Raw genomic sequence first — 14,412 nt, 5'->3', positions numbered from 1 at the left:
CGATAGCTCCCGCTTCGCAGAACACACAGGCACTGCGACCTTCTAGCTTGGCGTTGTCGGGAGACTGGAGGACCAGATGCTGGTCGAGCGAATCGAAGCCAAGTGGATCGACACCTTCGTGTCGGTATTCGAAATGTGCGGCGTCGAGCCGCCCCAGACGGCAGCGATCCTGTCGGAGAGCCAGAGCAGGTCAGTCAACGTCAACTTGGCCGAGCTGGCGCTCGATCGGCTCGGCACTCCCGCAATTCACATCGTGGTGCCGACGCCGCGCCAATCCGCGCCTGTCCCAGTGCGTTCGACGGGCGCATCGGACGCCATCGCGGGGTCGACAGCGGTCATCGCCGCGCTCGCGGCCGTCGACTTCGTCGTGGACTGCACCGTGGAGGGGTTGCTGCACGCATCCGAGCTGCCGCAGGTGCTCGGCGAGGGCACCCGAGTGCTGATGGTCTCCAACGAGCATCCCGAGGCCCTCGAACGCCTGGTGCCGACACCCGACCTCGAACCCAAGGTGAAGGCGGGCATCAAGAAGCTGATCGCCGCATCCGAGATGCGCGTTACCTCCGACGCCGGCACGGATCTGGTCGTGAACGTCGACGGAGCCCCGTGCGGCGGCGGCTGGGGCTATACGTCGCGTCCTGGCAGCATCAGCCATTGGCCGGGTGGGCTGTGTCTCGCGTTCCCCAAAGCCCAAACCGTCGACGGCACCATCGTCATGGACCGAGGCGACATGAATCTCACGTTCAAGCGCTACATCGAGTCGCCGGTGACGCTGCACATCGAAGATGACTTCGTGGTTGATGTCGAGGGCGTTGGGACTGACGCAGCTCTGTTTCGCAGCTACACCGACGCTTGGGGCGACCGTGAGGCGTACGCGACCAGTCACGTCGGCTGGGGCATGAACCCGGGCGCACGCTGGGACACACTGACGCTGTACGACCGCAGCCAGACCAACGGCACCGAGCAGCGTGCCTTCGCCGGCAATTTCCTGTATTCCACGGGCGCCAACGAGCACGCTGGTCGCCACACTCTCGGGCACTTCGACCTGCCGATGCGCAACCACAGCGTGCATCTCGACGGCGAGGCAGTGGTGATCGACGGCGTGCTCCAGGGCGAGTTGGCCTGAGCCCACCGCTGCGCCCGACGCCAATCGTTTCCGCGCAATGAGCGAGTCCTCCCCGCTGGCGAACGGCACCGACCTCGCGGCACATATCGAGCGTTGGGCGGGCCGCCAACCGGGCGCCCCAGCGGTCGCCTTCGAGGGCGCAGAGCACACCTATCGCGAGTTCGCCGACCAGATCGGCGCGACTGCACGATGGTTGGCCGAAGCCGGCGTTCGGGAGGGTGACCGCGTGGGTTGGCTGGGTCCGAACCGGCCCGCCGCGCTGCGGCTGCTGTTCGGGTGCTCCTGGCTGGGGGCGATCTACCTGCCGCTGAACTCACGACTCGCGCCACCCGAGCATCGCTGGATCCTCGACCACGCTGAGCCGTGCCTGCTGGCATGCGACGGGGCATTCGAAGATCACGCTTCGCAGATCGGCCCATCGTGCGAGACCCATGTGCTGGCCGACGAAGACGCAGGTGCTGTGGGCCCCGCCGCCCGCAGCGGCGTCCCGACACGGCGCGGCTCGCCGTCGCACCCGGTGCTGCTCGCGTACACCTCAGGAACAACAGGTCACCCGAAGGGCGCACTCCTCGATCAGGCAGCGATGGTCGCCAACGCTGTCAACTCCACCCATGCCCACGACCTCACCTCAGCAGATCGGATCCTGACGCCCATACCGCTGTTCCATGTGGGAGGGCTGAACATCCAGACGCTGCCGACCCTGCTCGGCGGAGGTGCGGTGCTGCTGCACCGCGTCTTCGACCCAGGCCAGTTTCTCGACGATGTCGAGCAGTGGCAGCCCTCGTGGACCGTGCTGGTGCCAGCGGCGCTTGCGGCCGTGGCAGCCCACCCCCGCTTCGACAGCGCAGACTTGGGGTCGCTGCGCGGCGTCATGACGGGCTCCTCGCTGGTTCCCGCTGCGGTCACCCGTCCGTTCTTCGATCGTGGCGTGGCCGTGGGCGAGATCTACGGCTCGACCGAGACCGCTCCGATCGCCATTCACCTCCGCTGCGACGAAGCCGCGGCTCACCCCGGCTCCTGCGGCAAGCCGTCGACGATGTGCGAGGTCCGCATCGTCACCGATGCCGGCGCCGACGCGAAGCCTCACGAGCCGGGCGAGGTATGGGTACGCGGCCCCAGCGTGGCGCGCCGGTACTGGCGGGATCCGTCGGCCACCGCCGAAGCGATCACCGACGGCTGGTTTCGCACAGGCGACATCGGGCACGCAGACGACGACGGATGGATCTTCATCGACGACCGTCGCAAGGACATGATCATCTCCGGTGGCGAGAACATCTATCCCGCCGAGCTGGAAGCCGTGCTCGCGGACTTCGATCTCGTTGCCGAGTCCACAGTCGTGGGCGCGCACGACGACCGCTGGGGCAAGGTGCCCATCGTGGTCGCCGTGCGGTTGGAGCCGCCCACCGTCCAAGCCCATGACGACGAAGCCGTCGCCGCGGCATTGCTCCGGCACTTCGAGGGTCGGCTGGCCCGGTTCAAACACCCCAGAGCAGTCGTGTGGGTGGATGAACTGCCCCGTACTGCGCTCGGCAAGGTCCGCAAGCACGAGGTGCTCGCGATGCTCGCCCGGGCCGGCGCCAAGACGGGCGATGCGTCCAGCGGGGCACGCTGAGTCCACCGCTGCAAGCCTGCGAATGGGTCCGCATCCGGCAACAGCACTCACGACAGGAGACTGGCCGCACCATGAATGACACCACGTCGAGCGACGCGCCCTCGACATCCGACGGAATTGTCGATGCCGCCTTCATCGGCCTCGGCGTGATGGGCTACCCGATGGCGGGACATCTCACATCGGCCGGACACCGGGTTGCCGTGTTCAACCGAACGGCGCACGTCGCTCAACGCTGGCGGGGCGAGCACACGGGCTCCGTGGCCGCCACACCCGCTGCGGCAGCGGCAGGAGCCGACATCGTGTTCATGTGCGTCGGTGCCGACGACGACGTCCGATCGGTGGTCTACGGCCCCGACGGCGTCCTGGCTGCGGCGCGACCAGGATCGATCGTCGTCGACCACACCACCGCATCCGCAGACCTGGCCCGCGAGCTGGCTGCGGCCTGTGCTGAGCGCGACGTTGGCTTCATCGACGCTCCTGTCTCGGGCGGCGAGGCCGGCGCGAAGAACGGCGTCTTGACCGTCATGTGCGGCGGCGCCGCTGAGCACTTCGAGCGAGCGCGCCCTGTCATGGACTCATACGCACGCGCAGTCACGCTCATCGGCGAAGCGGGTGCCGGCCAGCTCACCAAGATGGTCAATCAAGTCTGCATCGCCGGACTGGTACAGGCGCTGTCCGAAGCGCTCGAGTTCGGGCGCCGCGCAGGCCTCGACCTCGCAACGGTGCTCGAAACCATCTCGCAGGGTGCCGCTGGCTCGTGGCAGATGGCCAACCGGGGCGCGACGATGACCGCCGACGAGTTCGACTTCGGCTTCGCCGTGGACTGGATGCGCAAGGACCTCGGCATCGTGCTCGCCGAGGCGCAGCGCAATGGCGCTCCCCTGCCGGTGACAGCGCTCGTCGACCAGTTCTACAAGCGAGTCCAAGAACTCGGCGGCGGACGCTGGGACACCTCCAGCCTTATCGCACTGTTGCGGCCACCAAACATCGGCGACTGACCGAATCCGGTACCGCCGCTTAGTCGCGGCAGTACCGTGCGGGCCGTGACCCACAGCGACCGCATCCTGATGGGGCCGGGCCCCTCGAATCCGTATCCCGAAGTCATCGAGGCCTTCACGAGGCCAGTGCTCGGCCACCTCGACCCTGAGTTCATCGCACTGCTGGACGAGATCAATGAGCGCTTGCGAACCGTCTGGCAGACGCAGAACCTGCTGACGTTCCCGATCAGCGCAACGGGTTCGGCGGGCATGGAGGCTGCGTTCTGCAACTTCGTTGAGCCACGCGACACGGTCGTCATCGGCGTGAACGGCGTGTTCGGCACACGCATGTGCGACGTAGCGGAGCGCTGCGGCGCCGAGGTTGTGGCAGTGAACGCCGAATGGGGTCGCGCTATCGATCCGCAACGCTTGCTCGACGCCCATCACGCGCCGAAAATCATCGCTGTCGTGCATGCAGAGACATCCACCGGCGTGCGCAACGACATCGCTCCGCTCGGCCAAGCCAAGGGCGACGCTCTACTGCTGGCCGATTGCGTCACCTCGCTGGGAGGCATCCCGGTCGACATCGACGGCTGGGGCGTCGACATCGCCTACAGCGGAACGCAGAAGTGCCTCGGCGTGCCGCCGGGTCTCGCTCCGCTCACTGTCAGCGATCGCGCCCTGGAATCTCTCGTCGAGCGTCCGCAGAGCTGGTACCTGGACCTCAACATGATCCGCGCCTACGTCGTCGGCGAAGGTGCTCGCGCGTACCACCACACCGCGCCGATCTCGATGCTGTATGCGCTCCATGCCGGCCTCGGCACGATTCTCGACGAGGGACTCTCGAACGCGTGGGCTCGCCACCAAGCCTGCGGTGACGAATTGCACGCCCGCCTGCCCGAACTCGGCTTCGAGCTGTGGGCCCAGGAGGGCCACCGCTTGCCCGAGCTGACGACTGTCACGCTGCCTGAAGGGTTCGACGATGCCACCGGCCGCCGGACCCTGCTCGAGCGCTACGGCATCGAAGTCGGCGGCGGGCTCGGTCCCGTCGCGGGCAAGGTGTGGCGCATCGGCTGCATGGGCCACACGGCCCGCATGCGCAACGTCCGGATGCTGTTGGGCGCCCTCGAAGAACTTCTCGCCGCCTGATCAACCCATTGGGCCGCCAGAAGCGCTGGCGACGGTGCTGGCGCTGGCGACGGCTCGACGCGTTCAGCCTGTGGGGTGCAGCGGCAGCAGTTCTTGTCCGAGCGCGGCTCGATAGGTGTTGTGGAAGTGGTGCAATGCCGGCTCGTTGCGGCCGAAGATGACATGGCCAAGCGCCCCGCTGTTGGCTGAGCGCTGCTGGCTGGCGCTCATCACGTAGTCCTCGTCGCGGATGACGCCGCCGAATCCGCGGGCTACCTCTTCGGCGAAGTGCGCGGCGTCGGAGTCGACCGAGACGTGGGGTCGCAGGTAGAACGAGATACGGCTCGTGTGCCGGCCCGGATCTGCGGGGTCGGGATAGGCACGCACCACGTACACGACGTTTCCCGATGGGATGAACTGGACATTCGGGAACAGCCAGTACACGGGCAAGGTGGCGGTGCACAAGTCCCAGTCGTCAGGCGGCAGATTGCGAACTTCGTCGATCTCGCGCCGGCACAGCAGCATCCGGTGATTTCGGCCGAACGTGTCATAGCACTGCACGTTGCCGTAGAAGGCCCCATACAGCGTGTCGGCGTGTAGCACCGGGAAGTGGTACGTCTCGCCGAACGTGTCCATGGCGAGCTTCCAGTTGCATTCCACCTCGTACCGGTCGCCGCCGAGCCACCTCAGCTCGCCGAGATTCCAATCCGCGAGGTCGGCTGCCAATTCTGCGCCCAGCAGCTCGTCAGGGTCGATCACGCCGTCGGGTCTCGGATGCACCCACAGCAGGCCAAGATTCTCAACCGCGGGCAACTGCACCAAACCCAGCTCGGAGCGGTCCAGCTCACCGAAGTGATCGGTCTTCGGCAAGCCGACCAACGTGCCGTCGCCGTCGTAGGTCCAGTTGTGAAACGGGCAGGCGAAACGTCGCTTGGTGCCGCGTTCTGCTGTCTCTACGACAACGCCACGGTGCCGGCAGACATTCACGAACGCCTTGAATTCACCTGATACCGACCGTGTCAGCAGTATCGGCGTGCCGAGCTCGTCGAAGGTCATGAACGACCCGGGTTCGGGCAGGTCGCCTGACAACCCGACGATTTGCGGATGATGATCGAAGAACTGTCGGCGCTCGGCGGCGGCTAGGTCCGGATCGGTGTAGGCCGAGGTGGGGTTGTATCGCACCCCGCCCGCATCGACGTTGGTGCCTGAGTCGAGACGCGCGAGCAGGGTCTTGATCTGATCGATCTCCTCTGAGCGCTCCACCGCAGGAACTCGGGCTCAGCCGGCGTTGAACGACTGTGCCAAGACGGCGAAGCCGTCGGTGTTCTCGAGGCGTAGCCCGAGGATCTCCTGGTACTCAGGCGAGTCGTACCAAGCCTTGGCGGCCTCGGTGTCGGGGAATTCCAGGATGATGGTCTGGGGTCCGGGCGGGGCGCCCTCGATCACCTCGGAGGCCGCGTCGAACGCGACCAGCTTGGCCCCGGCGGCCTGTACCGTGGGTGCCGCGGCCTTCTGGTACCGCCGATACGCATCGGCGTCCTTCACGACGTACTGAGCAATGAAATATGCAGCCATGCGCGGCAGTATGCCATCCGAGCGCCAGCATCGTCGGCGAACGGAGCCAACGGCCCGCAGATGTGATGGTCCTGCGCTGCGTCAGCGGAGCCAGGCGTTGTACTGAGGCTGACGCTTCTCCACGAAAGAGCTGACGCCTTCGGCCGCGTCGGGCAGATGATCGGTGATTGCGGTCTTGGACGCAATCTCGTCGAGCGACTGGTCCCAGGTCAGCTGTGCGGCGAGATGGATCGAACGCTTGAGCATCCGCATCGCCACCTGAGGTCCCTCTGCCAGCTCCGAAGCCAACGCCGCCGCCGCAGCCGGAAGCTGGTCGTCCTCGACGACCTCGTGCACGAGGCCCAGTTCGCACGCAGCGTCGGCGTCCACGATCCGCTTGCGCATCATGAAGTCCATGGCCTTGGCGACGCCCATGTGCTGGGTCAGCAGCCATTGACCGCCTTCGTCGGGCAGCAGACCGAAGCGCAGGGTCGCCGAGCCCATCCGAGCCGATCGGGCGGCGATGCGGAAATCGCAGGCCAGCGCGAAGCTGAAGCCCGTCTGGATGGCGAAGCCGTTGATCGCTGCAATCGTGAGCTTGTCGAGATGCCGCACCGCCGTGTTGACCGCTTGGGAGATGGTCCGCAGGCCGTTGTAGGTGCCCGACGCGTTGTGGTGGCCTCCGAAGATGGGAGCCGTGGCGGCAGTCTGGGTGTGCTCGTAGCCCTTCAAGTCGTCGCCGGCCCAGAAGGCCCGGCCCTGGCCGGTGAAGACCAGCACACGCACGTCGTCGTCCATCTGTGCCTGGGTGAGCAGCTCGACGAGGTCCCGTTTCATCGGCGCGGTCGAGGCGTTCATGGTCTCGGGCCGATTGAACGTGACGGTCAGGACTCCGTTGTCTGTGGTCGATGTCACGAAGCCGAAATAGTCGGTGCGACCCGTTGCTGATTGATTCGGTGCCATTGGACGTCCCCCTGTCGTCACACTGATGTGTCGGCCGCGAACCTAACGAACCTGGCCTCTCGGGGCTGAACCGCCCGAACGGCAGCGGCCGATGCGTTGCTCGCATCTGCGGGGCAGACGCCCCCGCACGGTGGATACGCTGCCCCGCGTGGCGGACCAGCCGATTGTCTCACAGGGCCCCTTTGCCCGGTTCGAGGGCGTCCTCATGCTGCGTCTCGATGCTCGGACGCCGACCGGTGACCGGACCTACTACGTCACACCGTTTGTCACCGACGGTGAACGGCTGTACGTCTTCGACGAACCAGGCGACCGCAGCGACGCGCTCGAAGAACTGCTGATCGGCAACCGCACCGACATCACCTCCGCTGCGACCGGGAGCTTGCGGGTGGACGCAGTCGGGCAGCGTCCGACTCGTGCCGAAGAGACCTGGGCGCGTGACGCATGCTCGGCGCGCTTCTTCTACGACCAGGCCCTGCAAGATCTCGCCCAGCTCGGTGGTCTGGTCACCCTGCACCCGGCCTGATCTGGACCCCAGGACCTAGGGTGCGCTGATGCGCACAGCCATCGGATTCGGCGGGCCGGCGTCGGGCAAGCGCCGCGATTGGGACGAACAGGTCGAGTTCCTGCGAGAAGCCGACCGTCTCGGCGTGGACATCTTGTGGTCTGCGGAGGCATGGGGCATGGACGGAGTCAGTACTTTGGCCTACGTCGCTGCGGTGACCGAACGCTGCCAGCTCGGCACGGGCATCCTGCAGATCTCGGCTCGCACGCCGGTGATGACGGCCATGACGGCATTGTCCATGGCTGCGATGACCGGCGACCGCTTCATCCTGGGTCTCGGTGTCAGCGGGCCGCAGGTGGTGGAGGGTCTGCACGGCGTGCGCTTCGCCGATCCGCTGGGCCGGCTGCGCGAAACGGTCGATATCTGCCGTCAAGCATTTGCCGGCGAGCGGATTTCCCACCAAGGCCGCCATCACGTGCTCCCACTGCCACACGGCCAGGGCAAATCGCTGCGCCTGGCACAGCCTGCGAACGGCTCGATCGAGATCTGGCTCGCGACTCTGGGCCCCAAGTCGCTGCGGTACACGGGCGAGGCGACCGACGGCTGGGTCGGAGTCTGCTTTGTGCCGAGCTGCCCCGAGGCCACATGGGGTCATGTGGTCGAGGGCGCCGAAGCTGCCGGGCGGCCGCCGGGCTCGGTGGCCTGCCAGGTCGGCGGCACCGTCGAATTCGGTGACGACCTCGAAGCGCTGCTGGCCCCGCGCCGCCCCGGCGTCGCGTTCACGCTGGGGGCGATGGGGTCGGCGACGGCGAACTTCTACAACGAGGCGTACCGCCGAGCCGGATTCGAGGACGAGTGCCTCGAAGTGCAACGGCTGTGGCTGGCCGGCGACCGTGCCGCTGCAGCAGCCGCAGTTCCCGACAGGCTCATCACCGAGACCAACTTCGCGGGCACGCCCACGCAGGTTGCGGACCAGGTCCGCGCGTATCGAGATGCCGGCGCCGACGTTCTGCGCCTCCAGCCCGAAGGCGCGACCCTGACCGACCGCCTCGACGCGCTCGCACAGATGATCGACATCGTCCGCGACGTCAGCGCGGAGACGTAGTTCAGCGCGGCGACACACCCGCCAGTGCTGTCGGCATCCGGAGTGCAACGGGGGCACGGGCGACTGTTCGCGCACGCGCGCTCTGGCTACCGTGGAGCCATGACCGAGCGCACTGCCACCTTCACCCCCGAAGAGCTGCGGGAGCGGCTCACTCCGATGCAGTTTCACGTCACCCAAGAAGCCGGCACCGAGCGCCCGTTCACGGGAGAGACCTGGGACAACCACGAAGCGGGCGCATACCGCTGCGTCGTGTGCGACGCCGAGCTGTTCAGCTCTGACACGAAGTTCGAGAGCGGCTCGGGATGGCCGAGCTTCACCGAGCCCGTCGATGGCGGCGCTGTGGAGACCGAGTCCGATCGCTCTCTCGGCATGATCCGCACCGAGGTGATGTGCCGCAGTTGCGGGGCGCACCTTGGGCACGTGTTCCCAGACGGCCCGCGGCCCACAGGCGACCGTTTCTGCATGAACTCAGCGTCGCTGTGCTTCATCTCCGCAGACGACGAGGACGCCACCGACACGTCCCCCATCGCCGGCTAGCTCGTTGCCGACGCGCTAGTCGTCGGCGTCGATCTCGAAGCTGAGCTGCACAGCGATTGGCTCGTCCGGGAACAGCTTGACGACGTCTGCATCGAGTTCTCGCTTGACCCCGGCCACGGGCAGCACGTTCAGCATCGTGCCTTGCCCCTCACGCAGCAAGCTGAGGACCGTGTCCTCATCGACGAGCAGCGCGTCGGCGCCGCTGATGACAATGTTCGATGAGGCCACATCTGCGCCGAGTTGATTGCGCAGGTAGTCGAATGACCGGCTGATCGATTTGAGGTCGATGCCGGCGTCGCGCATCTTCTTGACGATCTTGAGTTCCAGCAGATCGTTGTAGGTGTAGCGCCGCCTAGAGCCGCTCCCCTGGGCTTTCGCCATCGATGGGACGATCAGCCCCTCGCGGGCCCAATGATCGAGCTGGCGATAGGTGATGCCGACGAGCTCGGCGGTTTCGGTCGCGGAGAACCCGAGCGCGGCCACTGGCGAGGAGTCTGCGGCGGAGGGATCGGGCTGCGTCGCTGGTTCGGAGACGTTCTGGGAGGCGGTGGCCTTGGGGTCCACCTCGAGGTCCGGCTGGACTGCCGGCGCAGCGGCTTGCTGTTCGGGCATCGGTGCCTCCCGTGGGCTCAGCCGTTTCGGGGCGATCCGGCTCCCGCGAATGACAAGCGGCGAACTACGCGGCTGTGATCCGTGGCGTTCTTTGAGGGTACGGCGCACACGCTCGGTTGCGCAAGGGGGTCATGGACTCGAAGAACTGCCCGATTCGACGTCCTTGGGGCCAGCAGCGGGATCGCCCATGATGGCGATGTCGACATCGAGCGCACGCTACGCCGGCGCCGTCCGCTTCCACGAGCGCTCGAAGTGCCGTGTGGTGTTGGGGCCGAGGTCTCCGGCAAGCACCGCTGCGATGTCGGTGATCGTGAATGAGCGCCGGTCGACCCACGTCGGGATCGCATTCACGCCCACGACCTCGATCCGCCCGTCGGAAGCCTCGGCCAAATCGACGCCGACGATGACTCCGTCGGTAGTGGATTCCGGGCACGACCGGCACGACAGCGGAGACTGGTTCGTCAGGAAATTCCCGAGCCCGTAGATGACGTACTTGTCGCCGGCATCGACCGCGGCTCGGGCTTCGGCCTCGATGGCGTCAGGGTCGATGACATCCACCGCCCACTGCTGGTCCGGCGGCAGACGAAGTTCGTTGAGACCGTAGGTGTACGACAGATGCCCGACAGTGACGCCTTCGACGTCGTAGAGGGTGGGCACGGCGGCTTCGTCGACCGTGCGGGCCATGCCGGCGTGGCCGAGGCCTGCTCGTTCCAGCACGCCGAGCGTCGCTGCGATCCCGTCCACACCCCGGTCCAGCGAGTGATTCGATGCCGTCGAGCACCCGTCGGCCCTGGCCTGGCGGGAGACTGGCTCATGGGAGAAGATGTCCCCGGTGAACACCAGCCGGGCGCGTCACGGCTGAGGCTCCGTCGTTTCCGGGGGCTGGGTGACCGCCGGCTCGGCCACCATCGACGTCTCCGGAGCCGAACTGGCAGGCTCCGTGCCAGTCGGCAACGCTGGGGACGGCAACGCTGGGGTTCACTCCGGGTCGCTGGAGCCAGCGACAGGGCCGAAGTCGTCCGGCTGCACTTCGTCGAGGAATTGCTTGAATTCGTCGAGGAGCTCATCAGGATCGACCTCGACGTCGTCATCGTCATCGTCATCGTCGGACGATTCTTCAGGCACTTCGATGATCTGGCCTGCCGCATCCAGAACTTCTTCGCTGGCAAAGATCGGCGTCTCTGCACGGACCGCGAGTGCTACCGCATCGCTGGGGCGTGCGGAGATGGTGTGCGTCGCGCTGCCGATGGTGACTTCCATTTCCGCGAAGAACGTGCGATCGCGCAAGTCGGTCACCGTGACTTTCACCAACGTTGCGCCCAGAACGTCAAGCATCGCGGCCATCAAGTCGTGCGTGAGCGGGCGGGCAACACGAATGCGCTCGATTCCTCGGTAGATGGCCTGCGCTTCGGGTGTGTCGATCACCACAGGAAGCACGCGCCCCGAGCCGGCGGTTTCGCGAAGCAGCATCAGCGGGCTCTGCGACGGCATCTCCACCTGCACGCCAAGCAGTTCCATCTCGACCATGGACCGCACATTACTTCGGCCCCCGTGAGCCGCGAACCGGAGATGCGGCCGCTCAAGAGCGCCAGTAATCGCCGAGCGCGTCGCTGATGACCTGGGCCCGCAACCGCTCGCACAGCGCAACGAGCCGCTCCAGCGAGCGCCGTACGTCAGATCGAGCCTCGGCCCCGCCGGCATGCAGGATCGGCTGGATTCCCTGCTCGAATGTTGCCGCGTCTCGTGCGGCCGCATTGCGCATCACCCGCAGGTGTCGGGCCTGCAGCCCATACGTGGAGAACTCTCGCGCGATCCGAGCAACGAGCAGCGCCGCCGCGCTATAGCGAGGCTCTGGCGGCCCCAAAGCCATCGAAGTCTGGACAGCGGTACCGCGAGCGAGTTGAGAATGCCCCGGGTCGGCATCGTCGATGCGCACCAGCAGGCCGTATCCGGTCAGCTCTTTGATTTCTGGGAGGCTCAACCCGCTCGCCGCACTGAGTTCTTCGGCGCTGTAGGTCAGTTCGTCGTCGACGTCGGTCACCGACCACGGCGGTTTCTGCGCGGTCGCTGCATCCTCTGGAGCCAGGCGGCCGACGTCGTCGGCCGAACCATCGTCGGCCGGACCCTCGTCGTCGTGCGGTGCCTGGGCGCCGGGCGGGCCCTCGCCAGTGTCGTCATCGAGCTGGCCGGTCGGCCCGGCGGCAACCGTTCGGCCCGCGGCCGCGGCATCACCCGTTCCGATGCCCCAGATGTCGGCGAGGTGCTCGCCGCGATCGATCCGCTCGCCGATGATGCTCAACGGCAGGTACTGGTCGCGCTGGCGCGTCAGTATCCAGCGCAGCACTTCGATGTCGTGAGGACCAAAACTGCGATATCCCGATTCGGTGCGGGCAGGAGAGATCAGCTGGCGGTCCTCCAGGAACCGGATCTTCGAATCCGTGAGATCGCTGAACTCGGGCCGCAGCAGCGTGACTACCTCGCCGATCGACAACCGCCCGGACCGTGGGCGACCTCGACGTCTCGTTGCCGGTCTGGCAGTTCGCCGGGCGTCCGTCGACACTGTTTCGGGGTCGTGGCTCGATGAAGGCGTACTCGACTGTGGCGCGTCGCTCTCGCTCACAGCCCGACCGAGGACACCAGGTACAACAGCTTGAACTTGCCGACCTGCAACTCGTCGCCGCCTCGCATGATGACCTCGCCGTCGATGCGGCCCCCGTTGATGTACGTGCCATTCAGTGATCCCACGTCACGCACAACGTGACCAGCCGGACCCAGCTCGAGCACGACGTGTCGACGTGACACCGTGATGTCGTTGAGGAAGACGTCGCTGTCGGGATGACGGCCGACGGTGACGCGGTCGCCCGCCAGCTCGAAGCGCATCCCGGAACGATGCCCGGAGGTCACGACCAGTTCTGCCACGCCGCTGTACGGCGGAGCATCGGTTGCACGAACGGGAGACAGGACCTCTGTCGGTGCCTCATCGTCCTGGGGCAGCCGGTTCCCGCAACTCGAGCAGAAGCGAGCGTCGTCACCGCACGCGTATCCGCACGTACCGCACTTCACAGCCATCTCAACCCGCTCAACTGTCCTCGGCGATGAGTGCGGCGTACCCGTCGGCGTCGAGCAGCGCTTCCATCTCGGCATGTACTGCGTCGGCATCGCCCGGCAGCGCAATGACGCAGATCCAGCCGTCGCCGTACGGCGACTCGTTGACGAGCTGCGGCTCGTCTTCGAGCGTCACGTTCACCTCGACGACTTCCCCCGACAGCGGAGCGAAGAGGTCCGAGACCGACTTTGTGGACTCGATCTCGCACATCGCTTCGTCTGCGGTGACCTGCGCTCCGACCTCGGGCAATTCGACGAAGACAACATCGCCGAGGGCATCCTGCGCGAAATCGGTGATGCCAACCTGCACCCCGGCATCGACGCTGCGCACCCATTCGTGATCGCTGGAGTAGCGAAGCTCGGCGGGAATCTCCATGTTCGCGAACCTACCGGATCGGTGTGACGCCAATCGCGGCACGCGCCGTATCGTGGACCGGTTCGCCGTCTTGATTTGCGCAACCTCGTGCGCATGCGTCCACCGTCACGACGCCTCACGACGCCGACCGGGCGGCTCGTCCTTCCCGCACCGCAGCGAAGGCCTGCGGTACGTATCCCACGGCCGACCAGTAGTGGATCGGCAGGCCCACCGCGACGAACACCCATGCGCCGACGCGGAACGCATCCGCTACGCCGATGTCGCTGTGACCGGCAAGAAAGAAAGGCACAGCGAACATCATGAGAAAGGTCCCGGTCTTGCCCCACCATGTCACATCGATCTTGCGGGCACCCAGCGCCCCCATCACGAGCGCTGCCACCGCCACCGCCGCCTCGCGAAACAAAGCGAGCACCGCAACCCACAGCGGCAGCGAGCCGTCGGCGATCATCACGACGAGTGCCACCAACAGCATCAGACGGTCCGCAGTCGGATCGAGGATCTTGCCGAACTCTGACACTTGATCGAAACGGCGCGCCACCCAACCGTCCACCCAATCGGTCGCGCCGAGTGCCCCCAGCAGCAATGCAGCCGCCCAGCGATCCTGCGCTCCGAGCACAAGCCACACGAACCACGGAAGGCAGCCCAGGCGAGCCAGGCTGATCAGATTTGGCACCGTGAACGGTCGCCATCCGGGCTCCGACGCCGACGGTGCTCCAACAGCGGGAGTCACCCGCGCCACAGTACCGATGTGCCCCGGAGGGGAACGACGTCGCCGCCCACCGACTCGCTGCCTATCCGCTCGGCCTCTTAGAGGCCGC

Annotated in this window: 17 protein-coding genes; 7 read left to right on the top strand and 10 right to left on the bottom strand. The window is 66.4% G+C overall.

Going from position 1 to position 14,412, the window contains the following annotated elements; all coding sequences use genetic code 11:
• The first annotated feature begins 76 nt into the window (after positions 1–76).
• The 4 genes from ACQY5K_RS18825 to ACQY5K_RS18810 all read left to right on the top strand — a co-directional run bounded on the left by ACQY5K_RS18825 (position 77) and on the right by ACQY5K_RS18810 (position 4,861).
• The gene (locus ACQY5K_RS18825) at positions 77–1,123 is read left to right on the top strand and encodes a peptidase M29 (RefSeq protein WP_428118585.1); all 1,047 of its coding nucleotides are present in this window, start codon (positions 77–79) and stop codon (positions 1,121–1,123) included.
• A 37-nt stretch (positions 1,124–1,160) separates the two neighbouring features.
• Positions 1,161–2,735 carry a class I adenylate-forming enzyme family protein gene (locus ACQY5K_RS18820; RefSeq protein WP_428118582.1) on the top strand — a complete coding sequence of 525 codons (1,575 nt, stop codon included), beginning with the start codon at positions 1,161–1,163 and terminating at the stop codon, positions 2,733–2,735.
• Between the two features lie 116 nt (positions 2,736–2,851).
• Positions 2,852–3,733 carry an NAD(P)-dependent oxidoreductase gene (locus ACQY5K_RS18815; protein WP_428122778.1) on the top strand — a complete coding sequence of 294 codons (882 nt, stop codon included), beginning with the start codon at positions 2,852–2,854 and terminating at the stop codon, positions 3,731–3,733.
• Between the two features lie 69 nt (positions 3,734–3,802).
• The gene (locus ACQY5K_RS18810; protein ID WP_428122775.1) at positions 3,803–4,861 is read left to right on the top strand and encodes a pyridoxal-phosphate-dependent aminotransferase family protein; all 1,059 of its coding nucleotides are present in this window, start codon (positions 3,803–3,805) and stop codon (positions 4,859–4,861) included.
• A 63-nt stretch (positions 4,862–4,924) separates the two neighbouring features.
• Here the strand turns inward: ACQY5K_RS18810 and ACQY5K_RS18805 are convergent, their stop codons facing one another.
• From ACQY5K_RS18805 to ACQY5K_RS18795, 3 genes are all read right to left on the bottom strand, one after another.
• Positions 4,925–6,103 (bottom strand): aromatic ring-hydroxylating oxygenase subunit alpha, encoded by a 1,179-nt coding sequence (locus ACQY5K_RS18805; protein WP_419920397.1) that lies wholly within the window; start codon positions 6,101–6,103, stop codon positions 4,925–4,927.
• Between the two features lie 15 nt (positions 6,104–6,118).
• Positions 6,119–6,415 (bottom strand): DUF1330 domain-containing protein, encoded by a 297-nt coding sequence (locus tag ACQY5K_RS18800; protein WP_419920398.1) that lies wholly within the window; start codon positions 6,413–6,415, stop codon positions 6,119–6,121.
• Positions 6,416–6,496: 81 nt separating this feature from the next.
• Positions 6,497–7,357 (bottom strand): enoyl-CoA hydratase/isomerase family protein, encoded by an 861-nt coding sequence (locus tag ACQY5K_RS18795; RefSeq protein ID WP_428118578.1) that lies wholly within the window; start codon positions 7,355–7,357, stop codon positions 6,497–6,499.
• A 148-nt stretch (positions 7,358–7,505) separates the two neighbouring features.
• Between ACQY5K_RS18795 and ACQY5K_RS18790 the strand changes: the two genes are divergently transcribed.
• The 3 genes from ACQY5K_RS18790 (at position 7,506) to msrB (ending at position 9,501) form a co-directional block, all read left to right on the top strand.
• Complete coding sequence (locus ACQY5K_RS18790) at positions 7,506–7,880, top strand: hypothetical protein (RefSeq protein WP_419920400.1); 375 nt, start codon at positions 7,506–7,508, stop codon at positions 7,878–7,880.
• A 28-nt stretch (positions 7,881–7,908) separates the two neighbouring features.
• Positions 7,909–8,964 carry an LLM class flavin-dependent oxidoreductase gene (locus ACQY5K_RS18785; protein ID WP_428118575.1) on the top strand — a complete coding sequence of 352 codons (1,056 nt, stop codon included), beginning with the start codon at positions 7,909–7,911 and terminating at the stop codon, positions 8,962–8,964.
• A gap of 99 nt (positions 8,965–9,063) precedes the next feature.
• Positions 9,064–9,501, top strand: coding sequence for a peptide-methionine (R)-S-oxide reductase MsrB (gene msrB, locus ACQY5K_RS18780; RefSeq protein ID WP_428118572.1), 438 nt, complete (start codon positions 9,064–9,066; stop codon positions 9,499–9,501).
• Positions 9,502–9,516: 15 nt separating this feature from the next.
• On the opposite strand, the gene ACQY5K_RS18775 is transcribed toward msrB, so the two are convergent.
• The 7 genes from ACQY5K_RS18775 to ACQY5K_RS18745 all read right to left on the bottom strand — a co-directional run bounded on the left by ACQY5K_RS18775 (position 9,517) and on the right by ACQY5K_RS18745 (position 14,324).
• The gene (locus tag ACQY5K_RS18775; RefSeq protein ID WP_428118570.1) at positions 9,517–10,113 is read right to left on the bottom strand and encodes a MerR family transcriptional regulator; all 597 of its coding nucleotides are present in this window, start codon (positions 10,111–10,113) and stop codon (positions 9,517–9,519) included.
• A 216-nt stretch (positions 10,114–10,329) separates the two neighbouring features.
• On the bottom strand, positions 10,330–10,953 hold the full coding sequence (locus ACQY5K_RS18770) for a CapA family protein (protein WP_428118567.1): 624 nt from the start codon (positions 10,951–10,953) through the stop codon (positions 10,330–10,332).
• Between the two features lie 138 nt (positions 10,954–11,091).
• On the bottom strand, positions 11,092–11,640 hold the full coding sequence (locus tag ACQY5K_RS18765; protein WP_428118565.1) for a bifunctional nuclease family protein: 549 nt from the start codon (positions 11,638–11,640) through the stop codon (positions 11,092–11,094).
• Between the two features lie 52 nt (positions 11,641–11,692).
• Positions 11,693–12,604, bottom strand: coding sequence for a MerR family transcriptional regulator (locus tag ACQY5K_RS18760; protein WP_428118562.1), 912 nt, complete (start codon positions 12,602–12,604; stop codon positions 11,693–11,695).
• A gap of 125 nt (positions 12,605–12,729) precedes the next feature.
• The gene (locus ACQY5K_RS18755) at positions 12,730–13,182 is read right to left on the bottom strand and encodes an FHA domain-containing protein (RefSeq protein WP_428118560.1); all 453 of its coding nucleotides are present in this window, start codon (positions 13,180–13,182) and stop codon (positions 12,730–12,732) included.
• Positions 13,183–13,192: 10 nt separating this feature from the next.
• The gene (gene gcvH / locus ACQY5K_RS18750; RefSeq protein ID WP_419920408.1) at positions 13,193–13,594 is read right to left on the bottom strand and encodes a glycine cleavage system protein GcvH; all 402 of its coding nucleotides are present in this window, start codon (positions 13,592–13,594) and stop codon (positions 13,193–13,195) included.
• 115 nt (positions 13,595–13,709) lie between these two features.
• Positions 13,710–14,324 carry a CDP-alcohol phosphatidyltransferase family protein gene (locus ACQY5K_RS18745; protein ID WP_428118557.1) on the bottom strand — a complete coding sequence of 205 codons (615 nt, stop codon included), beginning with the start codon at positions 14,322–14,324 and terminating at the stop codon, positions 13,710–13,712.
• Between the last annotated feature and the right edge of the window lie 88 nt (positions 14,325–14,412).

This window comes from Candidatus Poriferisodalis sp., from assembly GCF_965262965.1.
In the GTDB taxonomy this organism is placed as follows: domain Bacteria; phylum Actinomycetota; class Acidimicrobiia; order Acidimicrobiales; family Poriferisodalaceae; genus Poriferisodalis.
The sequence above is the reverse complement of the archived record's forward strand: the minus strand, read 5'-3'. Positions and strand labels throughout refer to the sequence as shown.

Bases quoted from the DNA above. Each gene is read 5' to 3' on its own strand.
- ACQY5K_RS18795 (WP_428118578.1), bottom strand. From the start codon at position 7,357: ATGGCACCGAATCAATCAGCAACGGGTCGCACCGACTATTTCGGCTTC.
- ACQY5K_RS18765 (WP_428118565.1), bottom strand. From the start codon at position 11,640: ATGGTCGAGATGGAACTGCTTGGCGTGCAGGTGGAGATGCCGTCGCAG.
- gcvH (WP_419920408.1), bottom strand. From the start codon at position 13,594: ATGGAGATTCCCGCCGAGCTTCGCTACTCCAGCGATCACGAATGGGTG.
- ACQY5K_RS18800 (WP_419920398.1), bottom strand. From the start codon at position 6,415: ATGGCTGCATATTTCATTGCTCAGTACGTCGTGAAGGACGCCGATGCG.
- ACQY5K_RS18755 (WP_428118560.1), bottom strand. From the start codon at position 13,182: ATGGCTGTGAAGTGCGGTACGTGCGGATACGCGTGCGGTGACGACGCT.
- msrB (WP_428118572.1), top strand. From the start codon at position 9,064: ATGACCGAGCGCACTGCCACCTTCACCCCCGAAGAGCTGCGGGAGCGG.
- ACQY5K_RS18785 (WP_428118575.1), top strand. From the start codon at position 7,909: ATGCGCACAGCCATCGGATTCGGCGGGCCGGCGTCGGGCAAGCGCCGC.
- ACQY5K_RS18775 (WP_428118570.1), bottom strand. From the start codon at position 10,113: ATGCCCGAACAGCAAGCCGCTGCGCCGGCAGTCCAGCCGGACCTCGAG.
- ACQY5K_RS18820 (WP_428118582.1), top strand. From the start codon at position 1,161: ATGAGCGAGTCCTCCCCGCTGGCGAACGGCACCGACCTCGCGGCACAT.
- ACQY5K_RS18810 (WP_428122775.1), top strand. From the start codon at position 3,803: ATGGGGCCGGGCCCCTCGAATCCGTATCCCGAAGTCATCGAGGCCTTC.
- ACQY5K_RS18825 (WP_428118585.1), top strand. From the start codon at position 77: ATGCTGGTCGAGCGAATCGAAGCCAAGTGGATCGACACCTTCGTGTCG.